Genomic DNA, 18,490 nt, shown 5'->3' on the forward strand with positions numbered 1-18,490 from the left:
CGCCTATTGAAATCTCCCGGACTTGGTCGAAAAGGGTCGCGTTTCCTCCTCATCCGCGAGGCTTGCCGCTGCTCCCCATGCCGATCTCCCCGCGGCCGGGAGTGGTGCGATTTCCGGCACGCTCGGCTCTTCGCGCCGACGCGCGCGCACCCGCCTTGAACGACGCGGAGTCTCTTTCGGCAGATCGAGGACCAACGCGCAACAGAAGGCAAAGAACGCGGCGAGAGCGGTGGTGCGCAACGGATAGTCGACGAGCGAATGGAGGAGGAGCAGGATGATCGAGATCGACGCCGCCCGGGCGAGCAGCCAGTCGAGACTTTCCCCGGGTTTCCAGCTGCGCCCTATGCTCACCGCGAGCCAGGCGAGAAATGCCGCGACAATCAGGAGCGCCGGCACGCCGCCCTCCAGCCAGAGCTCCAGCCAGTCATTATGCGCATGATTGACGTAGCTCACCCCGATTTCCCTCGGGGTTTCGAACATGGCGTAATAGGGGACGAAGCTTCCAATCCCGGAGCCCGTGGGAAATACCGAAGCCGCCGCCCGCAAGGTAACCTGGGCAATGGCCAGCCTCCCCTCCTCCAGCGGATCAGTGTCGAGACGCGACAGAATTCCCGCCAGACCAAACTGGAGGACGGCAAAGACGCCGACGGCCCCTGCGATGAACACGATCTTTGACGCACCGCCGCGCGTCTCTTGCACGGGCCGGCGCCAGGCAAGCGACAGCGATGCAAGGATGGCCAGCATCGCCAGGACGATCCCGGCCCGCGACGTGGCTATGCCAAGGCCGAGGATCAACGAGCTGTAAATGACGATGGTCATCGCCACGCTCGTCCATTTCTGCACCCCTTGCGTCTGAACGAGGTGAATCATCCAGGCGGCCGTTATGGGCATCACGCTGTAGAGCAAGGCGGCGTAGTGGTTGCGATTGGCGAAGAACCCGACGGCCGAATAGTTGTTGGTGACCTCGTAGATGCGCAAGGAGCTTGCCGGACCGCCGGCGATCTGGCCGAGGCCGAGCACCACGCTGACAATGCCGAAGGCGATGATGATCAAGGTGGCGAGCCGTCGCTCCTGGTGGGTCAGCGTCAGCGTGGCAAGGAACATGGCGAGAGGCGGGAAGAGCGAGAGGAAGGTGCGAAGGGTCGCCGGAGGGCTGAGGCTCAACGCCATCCACGGGGCGTCAATACCGGCCGCGCTGAACGTCTCCACCACAAACTCCCTGCCGGGGAATGACGTCCAAATGACCGGCGGCAAGGGAATGAGCTGCAGCAGCGGGAGCAGGAGAATCGCACCGCATAAAGCGAAGGCAACGATCCTTCCGATGCTCAGGGGTTTCTGTCTCGCGAGGTGAAGCGCCGCAATGAAGATGATCGGCAGGCTGGCCAGCTCCAGAAGGGTATCGCCATAGGAACCATATCGGGGTGTCCCGCCCACCCCCAACACGACGACCAGAAACGCCAGGGTGCAGCATACCCACAGCTGACGCTCAATGCCGGCCGGGTAGGCCTCGGCTCCCGATGCCGCCCTCTGATCAATCGTCATTGGCTCTCCATGATCATTGATCGTCGCGCCTGACCTCGATGCCATCGGCCCAGAGCGTTCCGGAGGCCTTGCGATCGAGATAGGCCTTGGCAATGAGCTCGAGCTTGAGCGTTTGCGACTCACAGCCGGTCTCCGGCACGGCGAAGCGAACCTCGAAACTGGTCCAGTCACTGGTGCCGTTCATGGACGGGCCTTGCGCCAGGGCTTGCGACGGCGTGCCGGCGCAATAAAGCCGCCAGGCAAGCCCCCGCTCGGTTTCGAGCCTGATCGTCTTGTAGTCACCGGCCAGGACATAATGACCGGGTGGGATGAGAAGCGACTGATAGACATTCCCATAGGCAACTTGTGAATTGGCGAAGGATATTTCGAGCACCCTGCCCCGGCTCGTCTGCGTGCTCACCAGCGTCCTGGCCTTCACGTTCAAGGCCGGCTTTATCGTCCAATCGAAGGGTGTTTCCGTGCGCTCCGCCTCGAACTCACCATCATAGACATAACCGACGCGCGCCAGCTGATCCTCGGTCAGGAAACTCAACCAAAGAGAATAGGCGGCCGCGGCGCCGCCGCTGGATACCATGCGATCGAAGAGCGGGCGCAATTCCGGCATACGCGGTGGAGTCTCCGTCGAGCGCAACCCGATGAAGACGCCGGCGACCATCGCCAGATCCTGCTTTGATGCCGCCAAGGAGCTGAGAAAGGCTTTTCGCCAGGGTGGATCGACGGCCAAGACATCGATCAGGGCCTGCCGGCTCTCTGGGATTTGCGCGAACTGGGCCAACGCCTCGCTCAGTCCCGGTCGGAAGCCCGGTCGTGCCCGCATGAGACCATCAAGGCGGTAGATCGCCTCGGCATAACCGCCGTTCTTGATCAGGCGATCGATCAGGGCGGACTGAATCGTGCCGTCCCGGAGCGAGCGGGCGGCGGCTAGGTCCAGCAGCCGCTGCGCTTCGTTCGAGTCGTTCGTCGTGTCCTGAAAGAGCGAATACACCGCGTAACGATCGAGGGGATCTCGCGCAAATTGCGCTTTTGCGGCGATCGGATCCAAGGCCGTCGCAGGGGCCTCGCTCGACGGGGGACGCGCGATATCGGCATTCGAGGCATCGAAGCCGATGATGATTCCCGCCACGGCGAGCAGGATCGCGCCCATGACGGCAGATAGCCCGAGCTCCTTCACGCGCATGATGCCCCTCGGCACATCATCATTTTGCTCGTCAGCTCTCACCGGCGTTCAACCACCACAAAATGTTCGTGAACCAGCGATGCGCCTGGAGCACGCCCGTGAAGACGGTGACCTGAACCAGAAGCGCACCGGCGAGCAGGAGCAGAAGCATGGCGAGCTTGACTGCTTTCGGGATACGCAGAGTGAGCGGCGCGGGCCTGGCCTGACGGCGCGGTCGGATCTTCCGGCGCTGGCTCAGGACACGCTGCTTCTTGGGTGGTGAGCTTAGTGTAGCGGCCGAGCGCGGCTCGGCGACCGCCTTGGCGGAACGCACGACCCGCTGAAACAGCGCCGTCTCCCATCGATTGTTGTTGCGGTCGGGATGCAGCCACATCAGGAGCCAACGTTTGTGCTCCCTGATCTCCTCGGGTGACGCATTTTGCTCCAGCCCCAAGGTCCTGTGGCTGTCGGCGCCGGTAAAGAGAACCGCCTCGAGCAGAAAGAAGATGCAGGCCTCGCGGATATAACCTTCCGAGAAGCCATATTGGGCCGCATATCCCTGGGCCAGCTCCCGCGAGCCGGCGGCGACGCGAATGAGAGGCGTGACCAACGGGGGCAATGGACGCCGGCGAACGACCTTGGCCAGCTTCGGCATGGCCTTGAGGTCGAGTGCGATCTCGATGGCTGGCCGCGTATGTGACAATCATCCCTCTGCGGAGCTGCGCGCTAATTTCGGCACGTCCGGGTCGGCAGAACCCTGATAGTCGTAATCGCCATAACCATAGCCATAGCCGTAACCCACCTGCGCCGTGTCGAACTTGCTCAACACCGCGCCGATGATCGAGGCGCGCGCGAAATGCAGGCGCTTGACGGCCACTTTCGCCGCTTCGCGGCGCGTCTCATTCGCGGCCACGACGAGCAAGGTTCCCGACACGACGCCGGCAAGCAACGGCGCATCGGCAAGTCCCATGATCGGGGGGCTGTCGACGATGACCACGTCGAAGGATTCCGTCGCCAGGCCCAATAGCGACGTGAACCGGGATCCGGCAAGCAGCTCGGCCGGATTGGGCGGCAGAGGCCCGGCCGAGATGAAGGTCAGGTGATTGGTTCGCGTATCCTGCGCCACCTCCTGTGGAAGCTTGGCGCCGGCCAGATAATTGCTCAAGCCGACTTCATTGGTGAGGGCGAGATGCTTGTGCAGCGACGGATTACGCAGATCCGCATCGACGAGCAGCACCTTCATGCCGATCTGGGTCAGCGTCGTCGCCAGGCTTACACAGGTGGTGCTCTTGCCCTCCGACGGACGCGAGCTCGTCACCACAAGGGTGCGCGGGAAGCCCTCGGCGCTGGCGAACTGGAGCGCGGTCCGCAACGATCGATAGGCTTCGGACATGCCGGAGCGTGCATCCTGGGCCGCCTCCGATACCGTGATGCCCGATTTCGGCTTGGGGATGACGCCCACCACCGGCATGGCCAGACCACTCTCGACGTCCTCCGGCGATTTGAACGTATCGTCGGTGAATTCGAGGCCGAAGGCACCGGCGACGCCCAGCGCCGTCCCGGCCACGAGCGCCATCATCATGTTGACCAGCAATTTCGGCGATGAGGGAATACTGGGGCGCTCGGCCCGGTCGACAACCGAAATATTGTTCGTGCCGACGCCGCCGGCGACGCCGATTTCCTTATAACGCTGCAGAAGCCCGTCATAGAGCGTGCGGTTGGTGTCCACCTCGCGCTGCAGGATATTGTATTGGATGCTCCTGCTGCGTTGATCGAGAACGTCGGTCTTCGTTGCCTCGAGCTGCTGCGCGAGCTCGGCCTCGGCGCTTTTCGCCGCCTCGAATTGTGCCTGGATCGATGCCTTGATCGCACCGGCGGCCAGCTTGGCCTGATCATCCAGCTCCTGAATCTGCGCCTTCAGACGAACCATGGCGGGAAAGGCCGGCTTGTACAGCCCGAGCTTCTGCTGATAGTCGGCGGCGAGCTGCGAACGAAGTTTCCGGTTTTCCTGAATCGTCGGATCCCCGAGGATCTGCGTCAGCCCCAGCCCGCCCGCCTTTTGGGCCTGCAGCCACAGCTGTTCCAGACGAATGCGATCATTGCGCGCATCCTGGAGCTTCGCGTTGATACTCGCCAGATCGTTGCCTTTCAGGCTCTGACGGTCGTCGAGATTGATGATCCCTTGCTTCTGCGCATAGGCCACAAGCTGAGCCTCGGATTCCTCCAGCTTCACCTTGAGCTGCTGCAGCCGTTCCTCCAGAAATTTCCGGGCATAGGACGAGGCGTCGTATTTGCGCTCGAGATTGGAGGCGATGAAGGCTTCCGCCAGGCCGTTCGCCACCCGCAAAGCCATGTCGGCATTAGGGTGGCTGAAGGTGACCTTCACAAGCCTCGAATTGCGGATGGGAGAAACCGCGAGCCCGCGCTGCAGGGCGTCAATGGCGTCCTTCTGGGCCTTCTCCACCGACGCCTCGCCGTCCTCGGATGCCGCTTTGGCCGAGCTGAAGACGGCGGAGCGCAACCATCCCAGGACCGATTGGGGCGCCTTGACCACGAATTTCGGATCATCGGCCAGGCCGATGGCGGCGACCGCCCTTTCGGCAAGGGCGCGGCTCTGCAGGAGCTCGTATTGCGTCTGATAGAATTGCGGGTCGCCCACATTCTCCGAGGTCTGGAGACCCTCCACCTGCACGACATTGGCGACCTCTCGATCGATCTGCAGCGTCGCGGTCGCCTGATAGATGGGCGTCATCAGAAAGGTGGCGATCAGGCTCAAAAGCACGGATGTGCCGATACATCCGGCGATCACCCACCGATGCTTATGGAGAATCCGCAGATATTTGCGAAAATCGAATCCTTCAGCGTCCGCTCCGTCGACCAGCTCCGGATAGCCCGGATAACCGGGTGTGCGGAGATACCCCACTGCCCGCCCCGCCGCGGTCGCTGGCAAATGAGGGTCACGCGCATCAGGCAAGGTGGAATTGCTGGGTAACATCTACGAAGGGTCCAATGGAACTACGTCCTAAAGCGCCAACAGGGTGAACAGGCCGGGAATCGACAGCGCCGATTTGACATCTCGGAAAGTCGTCCGCGCTTTCGATTCATCGACCATGACGACGTCTCCGGCGCGCAACATGGGATCATCGGACTGCCCCTTTCTGATAGCGGTCAGGTCGAAGCGCGCGGCCATGCGCCGATTGTCGATCGTGCGGAAGACGATGACGCCGCTGGAATCGGCCACTTCATTAAGGCCTTCCGCCAAAGCGATGGCCTGCAGCAAGGAAAGGCGGCCGGTGGAGGCAAAGATCCCAGGCTTTCTGACGGCGCCATCGACGGTGACGCGCTGGCTCGTATATTCCTTCACATAGACCTGCACCTGGGGCGACTGGAGATATTTGGCCTCGAGCTTGCGGGCGACCTCGCTTTCGAGCTCCGTCCCCGTCTTGCCTCCCGCCTTGATGGCGCCGATGAGCGGCAGCGAGATGAGCCCCTGCGAATTGACCTGAACGGTTCGGGTCAGTTCATCCACCTGGAAGACCGACACCTCGATCACATCGAGCGGCGAGATGCGATAATCTTCCGGCGGCGGCACGACATTGCTGCCAGCCGTCTTGATGGCCGCTCCCGAGAATACCGCTTCCGCGCTTGACGCGGCCGCGCCTTGCAGCACGGCGGGGTTCTTGCCGTCGAAACTCGCATTTCTTGTGGAAGTGGTCGTTGTCCGCTCACCGAGCTTTGGACCACCGGAACATCCGGCGAGCGCGAATGTCACGGCAATCGCGACGATCAGTGAACGAAGGGACATGGGCGGAATCCTCCCCATCATGCTCTCACCACATTGACGACGCGCTGCCACAGAGAGGCTCGTTCCGGCACGCGCGGGACCGCCGCCGAAGCCGGCAAGGTTGCCGGGTCAACATTGTTCACGATGCCCAGAGGGCGTGTAACGAGCAGATGCGTGGCCTCTTCGGCGCCTACGAGCTGGGCCGCCACCGCGCGGGCCTGCGAGAGCATCGGCGGACGCGTGGTGCAATTGTGAGCGTCGCTGGCCAGAATATGCACCAGCCCTTCACTCAACATGCGCTCCGCCCAATATTGCGGCCGTTTCCCCATCGCGCCGGTGAGCGAGCCGGCGGTGATCTGCATCCAGACCCCCGCCTGGGCGAGATGGGCGATCAAGGCATATTGCCGCTCGATCCACAAAAGCCGTTCGGGATGCGTCAGCACCGGCACATAACCCGCCAGCTGTATGTCGAACAAACACTCCTCGAGCCGCAACGGCGCCAAGTTGTGCGGGGGCTCAAACAGCACATAACGCGAGTTGTCGAGCGTCAGAATTCGGTCTTCCCTGATTGCCGCGGCAAAATCTGGGCGCATATGGGCGTCCGACCCGGCTACGAGATCGAGAGGAATTCCCGCCTCCTGCAGAGCCTGCCGCAGAAGCTCCACCCGATATCTGATCGAGGACGGAACATTGTCGTAGACGCCCGGCATTATGTGCGGCGTGCAGGCGGTGACGGTTATTCCGTCCTCCACCGCCATTCTCGCCATGTCCAGTGCCGTCCCCAGATCCGGCGCACCATCGTCGATCCCCGGCAGGATGTGACAATGAAGATCAATCATGAGTTCCCCCAGCCTTCATCCGGAGGACTCGCGCGCAACATTACGGACGTGCTCTTCTGCTTCCAAGTCTGGGTCAATCCCGGCTTTCTTCACCACTAGATCACGATGAATTTGGATCGAATCGATCCAAATTCATAAACGTGATCGATACTCATATGAGCGCGGGATTCTCGCGAAAAACCGGCATCCACTTTTTCGCATCCCGCGCTAGGCGAAACAACACTCAGGCCACGAAGCGCAGTCCACACTTCGCAAGCCGAGGGTCTTGGCCGCATCAAAGGCTATATGTCGAATACACGAAGCCGGCGCTGTACGTATCAGCCGCCAAATAGCAACACGGCCACCAGCCGAGCCGCCGGTTCAGGGGCTCTGGCCGTTGTCGTTATTTCTGTCATTGCTGCTCGTCGCTACAGACGTACCCAGACCGACCATTGTCGCAACACCGACGGCGGGCACGAGCGGACCGATACCCATCCCGCCCGCGCCGGACACCAAGCCCTGCGTGGACAATGTCGAGCTGCCCTTGCAGGGCGCCTTTTCCGAAATGGTCGTCATGGACGACGATGTCAGCATCACATCGCAACCGGCGAGGTAGTAGCCAATCGAAGCCGACCCCTTCTCTCCGACCATGATACGGTCACCCTTCGACAATTCGACGGTGCCTTTCACAGGCGTGAAGCCGTCGCCCTTATTCACATAAACCTTGCCTTCGACATTGCTGAGCTGAGCGACGGGAGAAGCCGCTTCAACTCCGCCTGCCAGAAAGGCACAAGCCCCCAGAACAGACAACACTGTGACGTAATTCCGCACTCTATTCCCTCCGGATATGAGAGGTGGCCGACACACCCCCAGCTCCGCCGTCCGGCCGAGAGTATATCCGAGTCACCTATAAACTCCAACTTGCTTTTGATACTTAGTCGTTGCGTCACCTCCAGAATGTTGCACCAAAACAACCCAGTTTAACCTTACGTCCACCGACCCTCACGCGCTCATGTCGCCTTTGAGCTACTCATCAGATTGGACGATTTTTAATGAATATTCGGTCTCAGCACTGAAACCTCCATGCGTGTCGATCTTTCCTTTCGCGCAGAACGTTCATCGTGACCCGAAGCCCGTCAGAATGGTCTTGATCGTCCGGAGCACGATCAGCAGATCGAGCCACGGAGAGAAGTACTTGATGTAGTAAAAGTCATACTGGAGCTTCGTCGTGGCGGCCTCGATCTCTGCCACGTTGCCCTGACTGACCTGCGCCCAGCCGGTGATTCCGGGGCGCACGGCGTGCCGATAGGCGTAGAATGGTATGCTCTCCTCGTACCAGCTCGCCAGCTTCACCGCCTCCGGCCGCGGCCCGATCCAGCTCATGTCGCCTTTAAGCACATTGAAGATCTGAGGCAGCTCGTCGATCCGGTATTTGCGGAAAAACCGACCCAAGGTTGTGATGCGCGGATCGTTTGCCGCGGTGAAGAGCTGGTCCGCCGGCATGTCGATGCGCATCGAACGCAGCTTGATCATCGTGAACATTCTGCCGCGATATCCCATACGCTGCTGCAGGAAAAACATCGGCCCCTTCGAATCGATCTTCACCATCAGCGCGGAGAGCGCGATGACCGGAAGGATGATGGGCAGGAGAACCGCCGCAGCCGCGCAATCCACCAGGCGCTTCAATCGCAAGTAGAGCAATGAAGGAAGCACCGAGCCGAAGCTATTCTCGGACAGATGCTCGATCGATACCCGGCCCGTCAGCGACTCCATGACTTGCTTGACGTGGAACACCGGCCATCCGGCCAATACGCTGGCGGCAATGAAACGCTCCCAATGAGACGGCAGGTCAGCGCGCAAATCCGCCACGACCCCGTCGAATTGCTGGAAGTTCTCCGTCGGCTCCTTCAGCCGCGCCCATTCGGCGCCTTCGATCTCGAACAGCCTGTCGTCCTCGCCGCCCGGTATGATCGCGAGACGTGGTTGAGCGAGGCGGCTCGTCAGGAAATAGATGAAATAGAACCAGGTGATCGCCGCGGCGAAGCTGACGATGAACTGATAGCGGGAATAGTCGAGGCGCAGGAAGAAGAAGACCAGGGCAATAGCGCCGTAGCTGCTGACGAAGGAGGGAATGATGTAGTTGGACGCGCTGACGCCCGGAAATGCGACGAACTGGCGAAGCAGGACGATCCCCGCCAGGACGGCGATCAGCGTGCCGAGAACCGCATTCTGGAGCGTGCTCGCCGTCGCCGAGCCCAGCAATTCCGAGCTCGCGGGCGCAAATCTGAGGACCGCCGGCACGCAAACCGCGAAAATAATCGCCCCCACAAGCTGAACGCGCAGACGGCGGCCATACTGAAATATCGACACCGCACGCTCCCCGAAGCCACTGGATGGGATCGGAATTTGGCGGCTGACTCTGCCGATCGGATTCGTCATAAGTGACTATCGTCCTTATGTTTTGCGGCTCCGCGGAGCCGCCTGGACTTCACTTCGCCGCAAGAAGCCACTGGCCTCCGCAGCAACTTCTCAGTGGCCGGCGAAGCGGGATCGGGCGCACCCTAGGCCCAACAACGGACCTGCTCGACAACTGGAAGTTGGCTGAGCTACACAGCAGCGAGAATGAGATTTGTGAGGGAGCGCCCCAAGCTCGGGATTCCGCATGTCATTGCCATTCACGAACAACCATCGACGCTTCGATAAATCGAATTTGCCGATAAGCGACACCATCCCAATGACGCGCACACTAACAACACACGGCCTCTTGCACAAGACCGCAAACACTTATCAATGTGTTCCAATCCTGAACAGTGTTGCACGATTGCACTCATCGGACGATTCAATGCTCCGAGTACGTTGGATCTTCAGCGTCAATATCATGCACAGGAGAATGACCCTGCGGTATCCCGCAACGATGCCCCTGCGTCGCACGCGAAGCCTGTCGGGTTATGCGTTGCCCGTCAGAGTTCCGTGAGATAGGAGTGCTGGCCCTGATTTTTCCGAGTCCCTTTGCAGGAATCATGAGAGAGCCCCTGAACAATGAATTCAGCTGCAGCCGCGTGCGTGTCGCAATATGACACATTCCTTGAACGGCCAATCGAAAGCGCCCACCATGACAGATGACTCCAATAAACTCGTAGCCGTCATCGGACTTGGCTATGTCGGCCTGCCGCTCGCCGTCGAATTCGGCAAACGGCGTCCGGTCATCGGCTTCGATATCAAGCCGCAACGCACGGAAGAGCTGCGCGCCGGACACGACAATACGCGCGAAGTCGAGAGCAATGACCTGAAGGACGCCCGTCAGCTCACCTATACGTCCAATCCCGACGACCTGAAAAGCTGCGAAATCTTCATCGTCGCGGTCCCCACGCCCATAGACAGCGCCAACCGCCCCGATCTCGAACTTCTGCGCAAGGCGTCGGAGCTGGTGGGCAGCGTCATGCCGCGCGGCGCCCTCGTCATATATGAGTCGACCGTCTATCCCGGTTGCACCCGGAATTTCTGCGTGCCGCTGCTCGAACGCGCCTCGGGTCTCGTCTTCAACAAGGACTTCTTCGTCGGCTACAGCCCGGAACGCATCAATCCCGGCGACCGGGCGCACAAGCTCACGACCATCGTCAAAGTGACGAGCGGCTCGACCCCCGAAGCGGCGAGCGCCGTGGACGACCTTTACCGCTCCATCGTCACGGCCGGCACGCACAAGGCGGCCTCCATCGAAGTGGCCGAAGCGGCAAAGGTGATCGAGAACACCCAGCGCGACCTGAACATCGCACTGATGAACGAGCTGGCCATCATCTTTCACCGGCTCGGCCTCGATACCAACGAGATCCTGGCCGCGGCCCGGACGAAGTGGAATTTCCTGCCCTTCTCACCCGGCTTGGTCGGCGGCCACTGCATCAGCGTCGATCCCTATTACCTCACCCATCGCGCGCAAGAGGTCGGCTACCATCCGGAGGTCATCCTCGCGGGGCGGCGGATAAATGACTCGATGGGGTCTTATGTCGCCGACCGTGTCGCCCGGATCATGATGGCGAAAGGCTTTCCGGTCGTCGGTTCGCGCATCCTCATTCTGGGCGCCACCTTCAAGGAGAACTGTCCGGATCTGCGGAATTCCAAGGTTTTTGATGTCATCAAGACCTTGTATGAATACAATGCCATCATCGATGTCTGGGACCCGCAAGTCGACCCGCGGGACAAGACAAACGGAATAGAGATCAAGAGAAGCATGCCCGGCAGCGGAGGATATGACGCGATCGTGGTGGCCGTTGCCCACCGAGAGTTCATCGAGCTCGGCGCCAAGGCCATTCGCGCGCTGGGGCGGCCCGGCGCGGTCCTGTTCGACGTCAAGGGCGTCTTCGCCAAACATGAAAGCGACGGTCGGCTGTAATCATGAAAGTTCTCGTGACCGGCGCCGCCGGCTTCATCGGCTTCCATACCGCCCAAAGGCTCATCGAACGCGGCGACGAGGTCGTCGGCTTCGATATGGTCAACAGCTATTACGACCCCTCGCTCAAGGAAAAGCGGCTTTCCCTGCTCGAGAAGTCGGCCGCCACGGCGCAGGGCAGCTGGCGTTTCATCCGCGCCGACCTGACCGACAAGAGCGCCGTCAAGGAGGCGTTCGCCACGCGCTTCGACCGGGTGATCCATCTCGCGGCCCAGGCCGGTGTGAGGCACAGCCTGACCCACCCGGACGACTATATCAGCTCGAATATCGTCGCCTTCCTCAACATCCTCGAGGCGTGCCGCAACCACAGCACGCCACATCTGACCTACGCCTCGACCTCCAGCGTCTATGGCGCCAACCGCAAGCTGCCCTTCTCGGAGCATGAAGGCGTCGATCACCCGCTCCAGCTCTATGCCGCGACCAAGCGGGCGAACGAGCTCATGGCGCATGCCTACAGCAATCTCTTCCGGCTGCCGACGACGGGCCTGCGTTTCTTCACGGTCTATGGACCATGGGGGCGGCCGGACATGGCGCTCTTCCTGTTCACCAAGGCCATTCTGGCGGGCGAGCCGATCAATGTGTTCAATCACGGCAAGCATACGCGCGACTTCACCTATGTCGACGACATCGTCGAGGGCGTCGTCCGTGTGTCCGACCAGATCGCCGCGCCCAATCCCGACTGGGACGCCATGGACCCGGATCCGGCAACGTCCGATGCGCCGTTCCGGGTCTTCAATATCGGCAACAGCGCGCCGGTCGCGCTGATGGACTATATCAGGGCGGTCGAAGACACCCTGGGCATGAAGGCCACGCTGAACTATCAACCCTTGCAGGCGGGCGACGTGCCCGATACCTCCGCCGACGTGTCGGCGCTTATCAAGGCAGTCGGCTACAAGCCGGCCACGCCGGTCCGCGAAGGGGTGCGGAAATTCGTCGAGTGGTATCGGGATTATTATCAGGTCTGACAGCTGTCAGCGGACAGCGACGACAACCCGCCCGCGTACCTCGCCCTTGAGGATCGCCGGCCCCAGCTCCGCGATGTCTTCGAGCCGCACCACCCTCGTCATGGTGGAGAGCTTGTCGCGCGGCAGGTCGGTTGCGATGCGCCGCCAGGCGGCCTCGCGGCGCGCGACAGGCTGCATGACGGAATCGATCCCCAGGAGATTGATGCCCCTGAGCAGGAAGGGAATCACGGTCGCCGGGAGCTGTACGCCGCCGGCGAGACCGACGGCCGCAACCGAGGCGCCGTATTTCATCTGGCCGAGCAGGCGCGCCAGCATGGCGCCGCCGACATTATCTATGGCACCGGCCCAGCTTTCGCTTTCGAGCGGGCGCTTCGAGATTTCCGCGAGATCGGCTCGCGGCACGATGCGGCCGGCGCCGAGCTCCTTCAGATAGGCCTCGCTTCCCGCCCGGCCCGTCACGGCCGCCACCTCATAACCACGCGCCGCGAGAAGCGCCGTCGCGACCGAGCCGACACCCCCCGTGGCACCGGTGACGAGCACCGGACCACGATCCGGCGAGAGGCCATGCTCCTCGAGCGCCAAAATCGCCAGCATCGCGGTGAGCCCCGCGGTGCCGACACCCATCGCCTCGCGCGTTGTCAGTCCCTCCGGCAGCGGCACCAGCCAGTCGGCCTTGACCTTGGCTTTCTCGGCGTAACCGCCCCACCAGACCTCGCCGACGCGCCAGCCGGTGAGGACGACCTTGTCGCCAGGCCGGTAGCGCGCATCGGCCGAGCTTTCGACCGTTCCAGCGAAATCGACGCCCGGCACATGCGGGTAGGTGCGGACCAGACCGCCACCGCCCGTCAGGCAGAGTCCGTCTTTGTAATTGAGGGTCGAATAGTCGACATTCACAACGACATCGCCGGCGGGAAGCTGGTCTTCCTCCAGCTCACGGATGCTCGATGTGACAGTGCCGTCGGCGTTCTTGTCGACGACCAAAGCTCTGAAGCTCATGATGGAATACTCTTCGCTGTTGTTCGAGATTTCAGGCGCCGGCCAGGACAACCGTATCGGCGATGGGCAGGCCGAGCCTAATGCGATGCCCGGGCTCGGGCAGATTGTGACGCCCCGGCTGTCGCAAAGAGAGCACGGCGCCATCGGCGAGCTCGACCTGCACCAGGACGGAGTCACCCTGGAACAACGCGCTCCGCAAGGCCCCTTCGATGAGATTCTGTCCGGCCGGCAGCTGGCCGTCGCGCAGCACTTCGAGTTTCTCGGGCCGGATCACCAGATGCGGCGCGGTGCCGATCGCCTCGGGGGCGCAGCCCGGATGGATCGGCGCGCCGTTCAGCATCAGCCGGCCGGCCTCGCGATGCAGCGGCAGAATGGTCGAATCGCCGATGAAGTCGGCGACGAACAGGTTCTTCGGCTTCTCATAAAGGGCGGCCGGGGCATCCACCTGGGCGATACGCCCTTCATTGATCACAGCGATGCGGTCCGACATGGTCAACGCCTCGCGCTGATCATGCGTCACATAGATCGTCGTGATGCCGAGGCGGTCATGCAGATCACGGATCTCGATCTGCATATGCTCACGCAGCTTCTTGTCGAGGGCGGACAGCGGCTCATCCATAAGGAGAATACGCGGGTCGAAGGACACGGCGCGAGCGAGCGCGATGCGCTGTTTCTGGCCACCCGACAGCTGGCTCGGATAACGCTCGCTCAACGCCTCGAGCTGCACGATCTTGAGCGCGGCGTTGACCTTATCCGCGATCTCCGCCTTCGAATAGGAGCGGCGCTTCAACGGATAAGCGACATTCTCGCCGACCGTCATATGCGGGAAGAGCGCATAATTCTGGAACACCATGCCGAGATCGCGCCGATGCGGCGGCACCCGCGTCATGTCCTTGTCGCCGACCAGCACCTGGCCGGATGAGGGACGTATGAAACCCGCGATCACCATCAGCAAGGTCGTCTTGCCGGAGCCCGAGGGTCCGAGCAGCGTCATGAACTCGCCACTGCGGACATCGAGATCGACACCGTCGAGCACAGTCAGCGCGCCATGTGCCTTGGTGAGAGAGCGAATGCTGATCGGAAGCGAGGTCATGTCTTCTCCGTCTTGGCAAACCACTGGGCCGCCAGCGGATGGCGCTTCACCAGGACCGTGACGATGGCTTCGGCGAGCGGGCCATCCTCGGGATAGAACGCCAGCGGGTCCTTGATATCGAGCGCGTGGCCGGTCAGGCCGGCGGCAATGGCGTAAGCGCAGAAGGCGGCATGCGCCGGGTTGTAGCCGCCCTCCTGAATGGCGACGAGGCGCCCCGCGCACAGCCGGTCGGCGGCATCACGCAGAAGCCCCGCCAGGCGATGGAAGCCGCGCATGGTGACCAGCTGACGACCGTTCGGATCGAACTGCCCGGCATCCTGGCCATTGGCCACGATGATGAGATCAGGCTTGAAACGATCGAGCGCCGGAAGGACGCAGGTCTCCGTCAGATGGATATAGGTGTCGTCGCCACAGCCCATGGGCAGCGGCAGATTGATATTGTAGCCCTTCCCCGTCCCGCGGCCGACCTCGTCCACGCCGCCCGTCTGCGGATGCGAAGCTCCCCAGGGGCCATGGTCCATATGGATGGAGATCGTCAGCACGTCGGCGCGCTCATAGAAACCTTCCTGCGTGCCATTGCCGTGATGGACGTCCCAGTCGACCACGGCGACGCGCCGGCAGCCGCGCGACAAAGCATCGAGTGCCGCCACACCGACCGCATTCACGAAGCAATAGCCGTCGGCCACTGCGGGCGCGGCATGATGGCCTGGCGGGCGCACCAGCGCATAACTGCGCCGGACCTTGCCGGCGAGGACATGGCGAACCGCATCGATCGCGCAGCCGGCTGAGGCACGCACCGCCGCGAGGCCGCCTTTGGGCAAATAGGTCGTGCTCGTTGCCCAGGCACCTTCCTTGTCCCACTCCTTCACGGTCGCGAGATAGGGCGCCTCATGAAAGAGCAGGATCTCGGCGTCGGTGGCCGCGTGCCCTGGAAACCAATCGATATCTCCCGCCATCGGCCCCCGCTTCAGGATGGAGCGCATATTGGCGATGCGATCCGGCCCTTCCACCGAGGGCAGCTGATAGTCGAGCAAGGGAGACGGCATCTGATCGAACAGCCCGTCGGGCGTACGCACAGCAAGCACGATATCGTCGAAGAAAACTGCAAGGCGTTCAGGCGTCATCCCGGTACTCCATGGGTCAAGGTCATTGGTGCGACTTCCGATTGGCAAGCTGTACCACCAATACGATCGTCACCGAAACCAGCACCAGGCATGTCGACACCACGGTGATCAGCGGGTCGATCTCGTCGCGCAACGAATTGAACATGACCCGCGTGACAGTCGAATTCTCGCCGCCCGAGATGAACAAGGCGACATTGACCTCATCGAGCGAGGTGAGAAAGGACAGCAGCACGGCATTGAGGATGGCCGGACGGATCTGCGGCAAGGTCACCGTCCAGAAGGCGAGCCAGCGCGGGGCGCCCAGACTGCGGGCCACCCTCTCCTGGTTCATGTCATAGGTCTTGAGACCGGCCAGCACGGTGATCACCACCAAGGGGATCGCCAGCATGGCATGGGCGAGAACGAGGCCGAGCTTGGTGTTGAGCAGCTCCAGGCGCGCATAGATGAAATAGAGCCCGATCGCCACCATGATGACCGGCACCATCATCGGCGACAGGAGAACGGCATGCACGCCCGACATCGCGGCGAGCCGCGATTCATGAATGGCATAGGCGGCCAGCGTGCCGAGCGGGGTCGCGACCAGGACCGTGAAGACCGCCACGAGGAGAGAGGTCTTGGTGGCCATCAGCCAGGTGGAGGACTCGAAGAAGGTCCGATACCAGCCGAGCGACCATCCGGTCGGCGGGAAGGTCAGGTATTTCGAATCCGAGAAGGACATCGGAATCACGATCAGCGTCGGCGCGACCAGAATGATCATGACGAGGATGGCGATGGCATAGAGCCACAGGCGGCGGTAATGGGCCACCTGGTCCCAGGCCGGTGAGGTGAGCCAGCGGATCATGACATCACCGGACGGTTGCCGCGGTTGCGCCGCCAGATCCACAGGCCGAGCAGCAGCACCAGAGCGGTCACCACGAGCAGCACGACAGCCAGTGCGCTGGCGGCACCCCAATTCGGATAGAGCGCGACACTCTTCTGGATGCGCATCGCCACCATGGTGACCTTGCCGCCGCCGAGCAACGCCGGCGTCACATAGAAGCCGAGCGACAGGACGAAGACGATCAGCGCGCCGGCGCCGAGCCCCGGCAAGGACAGCGGGAAACTCACCGTCCAGAATCGCACGATCGGACCGGCGCCCAGATTTGCCGCGGCGCGGATGAGATCGTGATCGATCGCTTTCATCGCGCCGTAAAGCGGCAGAACAAGGAAAGGCAGCATGATATGCGACATGCCGATGACGGTGCCGGCATAATTATGGAGGAGTGCAATTGGCTCGTCGATCACGCCGAGCTTGAGCAGCGTGCTGTTGACCAGCCCCTGCTTCTGCAGCAGCACCATCCAGGCATAGGTCCTGACCAGGAGCGAGGTCCAGAAGGGCAGGATGATCGCCAGCATCGCAAAGCCGACGGCGCGGGGCGGCAGCAGAGTGATAAAATAGGCGAGCGGATAGCCGAGAAGCATGCAGATGAGGGTGATGACCGCCGAGATTTCGAAGGTGGTCAGGAAGATCGCCAGATAGGCCTTGTTGTCGATCAGGCGCTGATAGTTCTCCAGAGACAGATTGCCCTGCGCGCCGATGAAAGACAGCGCCAGGAGACTGCCGACCGGGATGATCAGGCAGACCGCGACCAGCAACAACGCTGGGAGCGAAAGGCCGGCAATGGCGAGCCTTTCGCGCCGTTCGTCATCCTTGAGGGTGGCGGCACTGCCCGCCTCGTCCGATCCCGTAAAATAGCTCGCCGCGGTCATGCCGTCATTCAACCCTCGAACTGGCTCTCCCGCCATTTGATCGCGGCGCCGAGCCCATCCTTCTTGCGGACCGCATCGAACGTGCGCAGCGCCTCGGTATCGGAGGCATCGAGCATCGCCCCCTGCTCGATGCCATAGGTGATCGCATTGCGCAGGCCGCCGATCTCGGCGCCCTTGTTGATGGAGGCCTTCGTCGTCTGCAGCGCCTCGATCGAGATGGCCGACATGCGGCGGGCCAGCTTGAAAGTTTCCTCTTCGAGCTTCTGGTCCGGAACGACCCGGTTGACCATGCCCCATTGCAGCGCCTGCTCAGCGTCGATCGTGTCGCCCGTATAGAGCAGCTCGCGCGCTTTCTTGAGCCCGACGATCCACGGCATGATCACCGCCGGCGGCGATGTCGAGAAACGCACTTCCGGCTCGCCGAATTTGGCATTGTCGCTGGCAATCGTCACACAGCACATCATGGCGAGCTCGCAGCTGCCGGCCAGGCAATAGCCGCGCACCATGGCGATCACCGGCTTGCTGCAGTCCCAGGGCGCATATTCGAAATCGACGCAGTCTTGCAGCATGCGGCGCTGGCCGAGAACGCTGCGGCCATAATGCTCGCCCCATTTGAATTTGAGATCATAGCCGGCGCCGAAATGATCGCCGACGCCGGAGAGTACGATCACCGATATCGCTGGATCCTCGTCGAGCTCACGGATCAGCGCCTTGAAATCGCGCATCATACCGGGATGTATGGCGTTCATGGCCTTCGGCCGGTTGATCCGGACATGAGCGACCCGGTCGGTGACTTCCTTCAGAAATTCGTCTGACATG

At 61.9% G+C, this 18,490-nt stretch carries 16 protein-coding genes; 2 read left to right on the forward strand and 14 right to left on the reverse strand.

The genetic code is table 11. From position 1 onward, the window contains the following. Positions 1-3: 3 nt before the first annotated feature. The 8 genes from JHL16_RS24780 to JHL16_RS24815 form a co-directional block, all read right to left on the reverse strand. The gene (locus JHL16_RS24780) at positions 4-1,542 is read right to left on the reverse strand and encodes an O-antigen ligase family protein (RefSeq protein ID WP_200187576.1); all 1,539 of its coding nucleotides are present in this window, start codon (positions 1,540-1,542) and stop codon (positions 4-6) included. Between the two features lie 13 nt (positions 1,543-1,555). Beyond that, positions 1,556-2,719: a hypothetical protein gene (locus tag JHL16_RS24785; protein WP_200187577.1), complete on the reverse strand. Its 1,164-nt coding sequence runs from the start codon at positions 2,717-2,719 to the stop codon at positions 1,556-1,558. A 31-nt stretch (positions 2,720-2,750) separates the two neighbouring features. Beyond that, complete coding sequence (locus tag JHL16_RS24790; RefSeq protein WP_200187578.1) at positions 2,751-3,401, reverse strand: J domain-containing protein; 651 nt, start codon at positions 3,399-3,401, stop codon at positions 2,751-2,753. After that, complete coding sequence (locus JHL16_RS24795; protein WP_200187579.1) at positions 3,402-5,621, reverse strand: polysaccharide biosynthesis tyrosine autokinase; 2,220 nt, start codon at positions 5,619-5,621, stop codon at positions 3,402-3,404. It lies immediately after the preceding gene. A gap of 99 nt (positions 5,622-5,720) precedes the next feature. Continuing rightward, positions 5,721-6,503: a polysaccharide biosynthesis/export family protein gene (locus tag JHL16_RS24800; RefSeq protein ID WP_200187580.1), complete on the reverse strand. Its 783-nt coding sequence runs from the start codon at positions 6,501-6,503 to the stop codon at positions 5,721-5,723. Between the two features lie 17 nt (positions 6,504-6,520). Then, positions 6,521-7,321, reverse strand: a complete 801-nt coding sequence (locus JHL16_RS24805) for a tyrosine-protein phosphatase (RefSeq protein ID WP_200187581.1) — start codon at positions 7,319-7,321, stop codon at positions 6,521-6,523. A 360-nt stretch (positions 7,322-7,681) separates the two neighbouring features. Next, positions 7,682-8,131, reverse strand: coding sequence for a hypothetical protein (locus JHL16_RS24810; protein ID WP_200187582.1), 450 nt, complete (start codon positions 8,129-8,131; stop codon positions 7,682-7,684). Positions 8,132-8,416: 285 nt separating this feature from the next. Then, complete coding sequence (locus JHL16_RS24815; protein WP_348647280.1) at positions 8,417-9,670, reverse strand: sugar transferase; 1,254 nt, start codon at positions 9,668-9,670, stop codon at positions 8,417-8,419. Positions 9,671-10,412: 742 nt separating this feature from the next. On the opposite strand from JHL16_RS24815, the gene JHL16_RS24820 reads away from it, so the two are divergent. Both JHL16_RS24820 and JHL16_RS24825 read left to right on the forward strand, forming a co-directional pair. Further along, positions 10,413-11,687: a nucleotide sugar dehydrogenase gene (locus tag JHL16_RS24820; protein ID WP_246771161.1), complete on the forward strand. Its 1,275-nt coding sequence runs from the start codon at positions 10,413-10,415 to the stop codon at positions 11,685-11,687. 2 nt (positions 11,688-11,689) lie between these two features. Continuing rightward, complete coding sequence (locus tag JHL16_RS24825) at positions 11,690-12,709, forward strand: NAD-dependent epimerase (protein WP_200187585.1); 1,020 nt, start codon at positions 11,690-11,692, stop codon at positions 12,707-12,709. A 6-nt stretch (positions 12,710-12,715) separates the two neighbouring features. On the opposite strand, the gene JHL16_RS24830 is transcribed toward JHL16_RS24825, so the two are convergent. From JHL16_RS24830 to JHL16_RS24855, 6 genes are read right to left on the reverse strand one after another with little or no spacing between them, the layout of a single operon-like run. After that, positions 12,716-13,705 carry an MDR family oxidoreductase gene (locus JHL16_RS24830; RefSeq protein ID WP_210346090.1) on the reverse strand — a complete coding sequence of 330 codons (990 nt, stop codon included), beginning with the start codon at positions 13,703-13,705 and terminating at the stop codon, positions 12,716-12,718. 31 nt (positions 13,706-13,736) lie between these two features. Then, positions 13,737-14,798, reverse strand: a complete 1,062-nt coding sequence (locus JHL16_RS24835) for an ABC transporter ATP-binding protein (RefSeq protein WP_200187586.1) — start codon at positions 14,796-14,798, stop codon at positions 13,737-13,739. Continuing rightward, the gene (locus JHL16_RS24840) at positions 14,795-15,922 is read right to left on the reverse strand and encodes an arginase family protein (protein WP_200187587.1); all 1,128 of its coding nucleotides are present in this window, start codon (positions 15,920-15,922) and stop codon (positions 14,795-14,797) included. Before JHL16_RS24840 ends, JHL16_RS24835 begins: the two co-directional genes overlap by 4 nt. A gap of 22 nt (positions 15,923-15,944) precedes the next feature. After that, the gene (locus tag JHL16_RS24845) at positions 15,945-16,763 is read right to left on the reverse strand and encodes an ABC transporter permease (protein ID WP_246771162.1); all 819 of its coding nucleotides are present in this window, start codon (positions 16,761-16,763) and stop codon (positions 15,945-15,947) included. Continuing rightward, positions 16,760-17,671 (reverse strand): ABC transporter permease, encoded by a 912-nt coding sequence (locus tag JHL16_RS24850; protein WP_200187588.1) that lies wholly within the window; start codon positions 17,669-17,671, stop codon positions 16,760-16,762. The genes JHL16_RS24845 and JHL16_RS24850 overlap by 4 nt, the downstream gene beginning before the upstream one ends. An 8-nt stretch (positions 17,672-17,679) precedes the next feature. Then, a complete protein-coding gene (locus JHL16_RS24855) occupies positions 17,680-18,489 on the reverse strand; it encodes an enoyl-CoA hydratase/isomerase family protein (protein WP_200187589.1) in 810 nt (269 codons plus the stop codon). Position 18,490 lies beyond the last annotated feature (1 nt).

Source organism: Taklimakanibacter albus, assembly GCF_016595235.1.
In the GTDB taxonomy this organism is placed as follows: Bacteria; Pseudomonadota; Alphaproteobacteria; order Rhizobiales; family Aestuariivirgaceae; genus Taklimakanibacter; species Taklimakanibacter albus.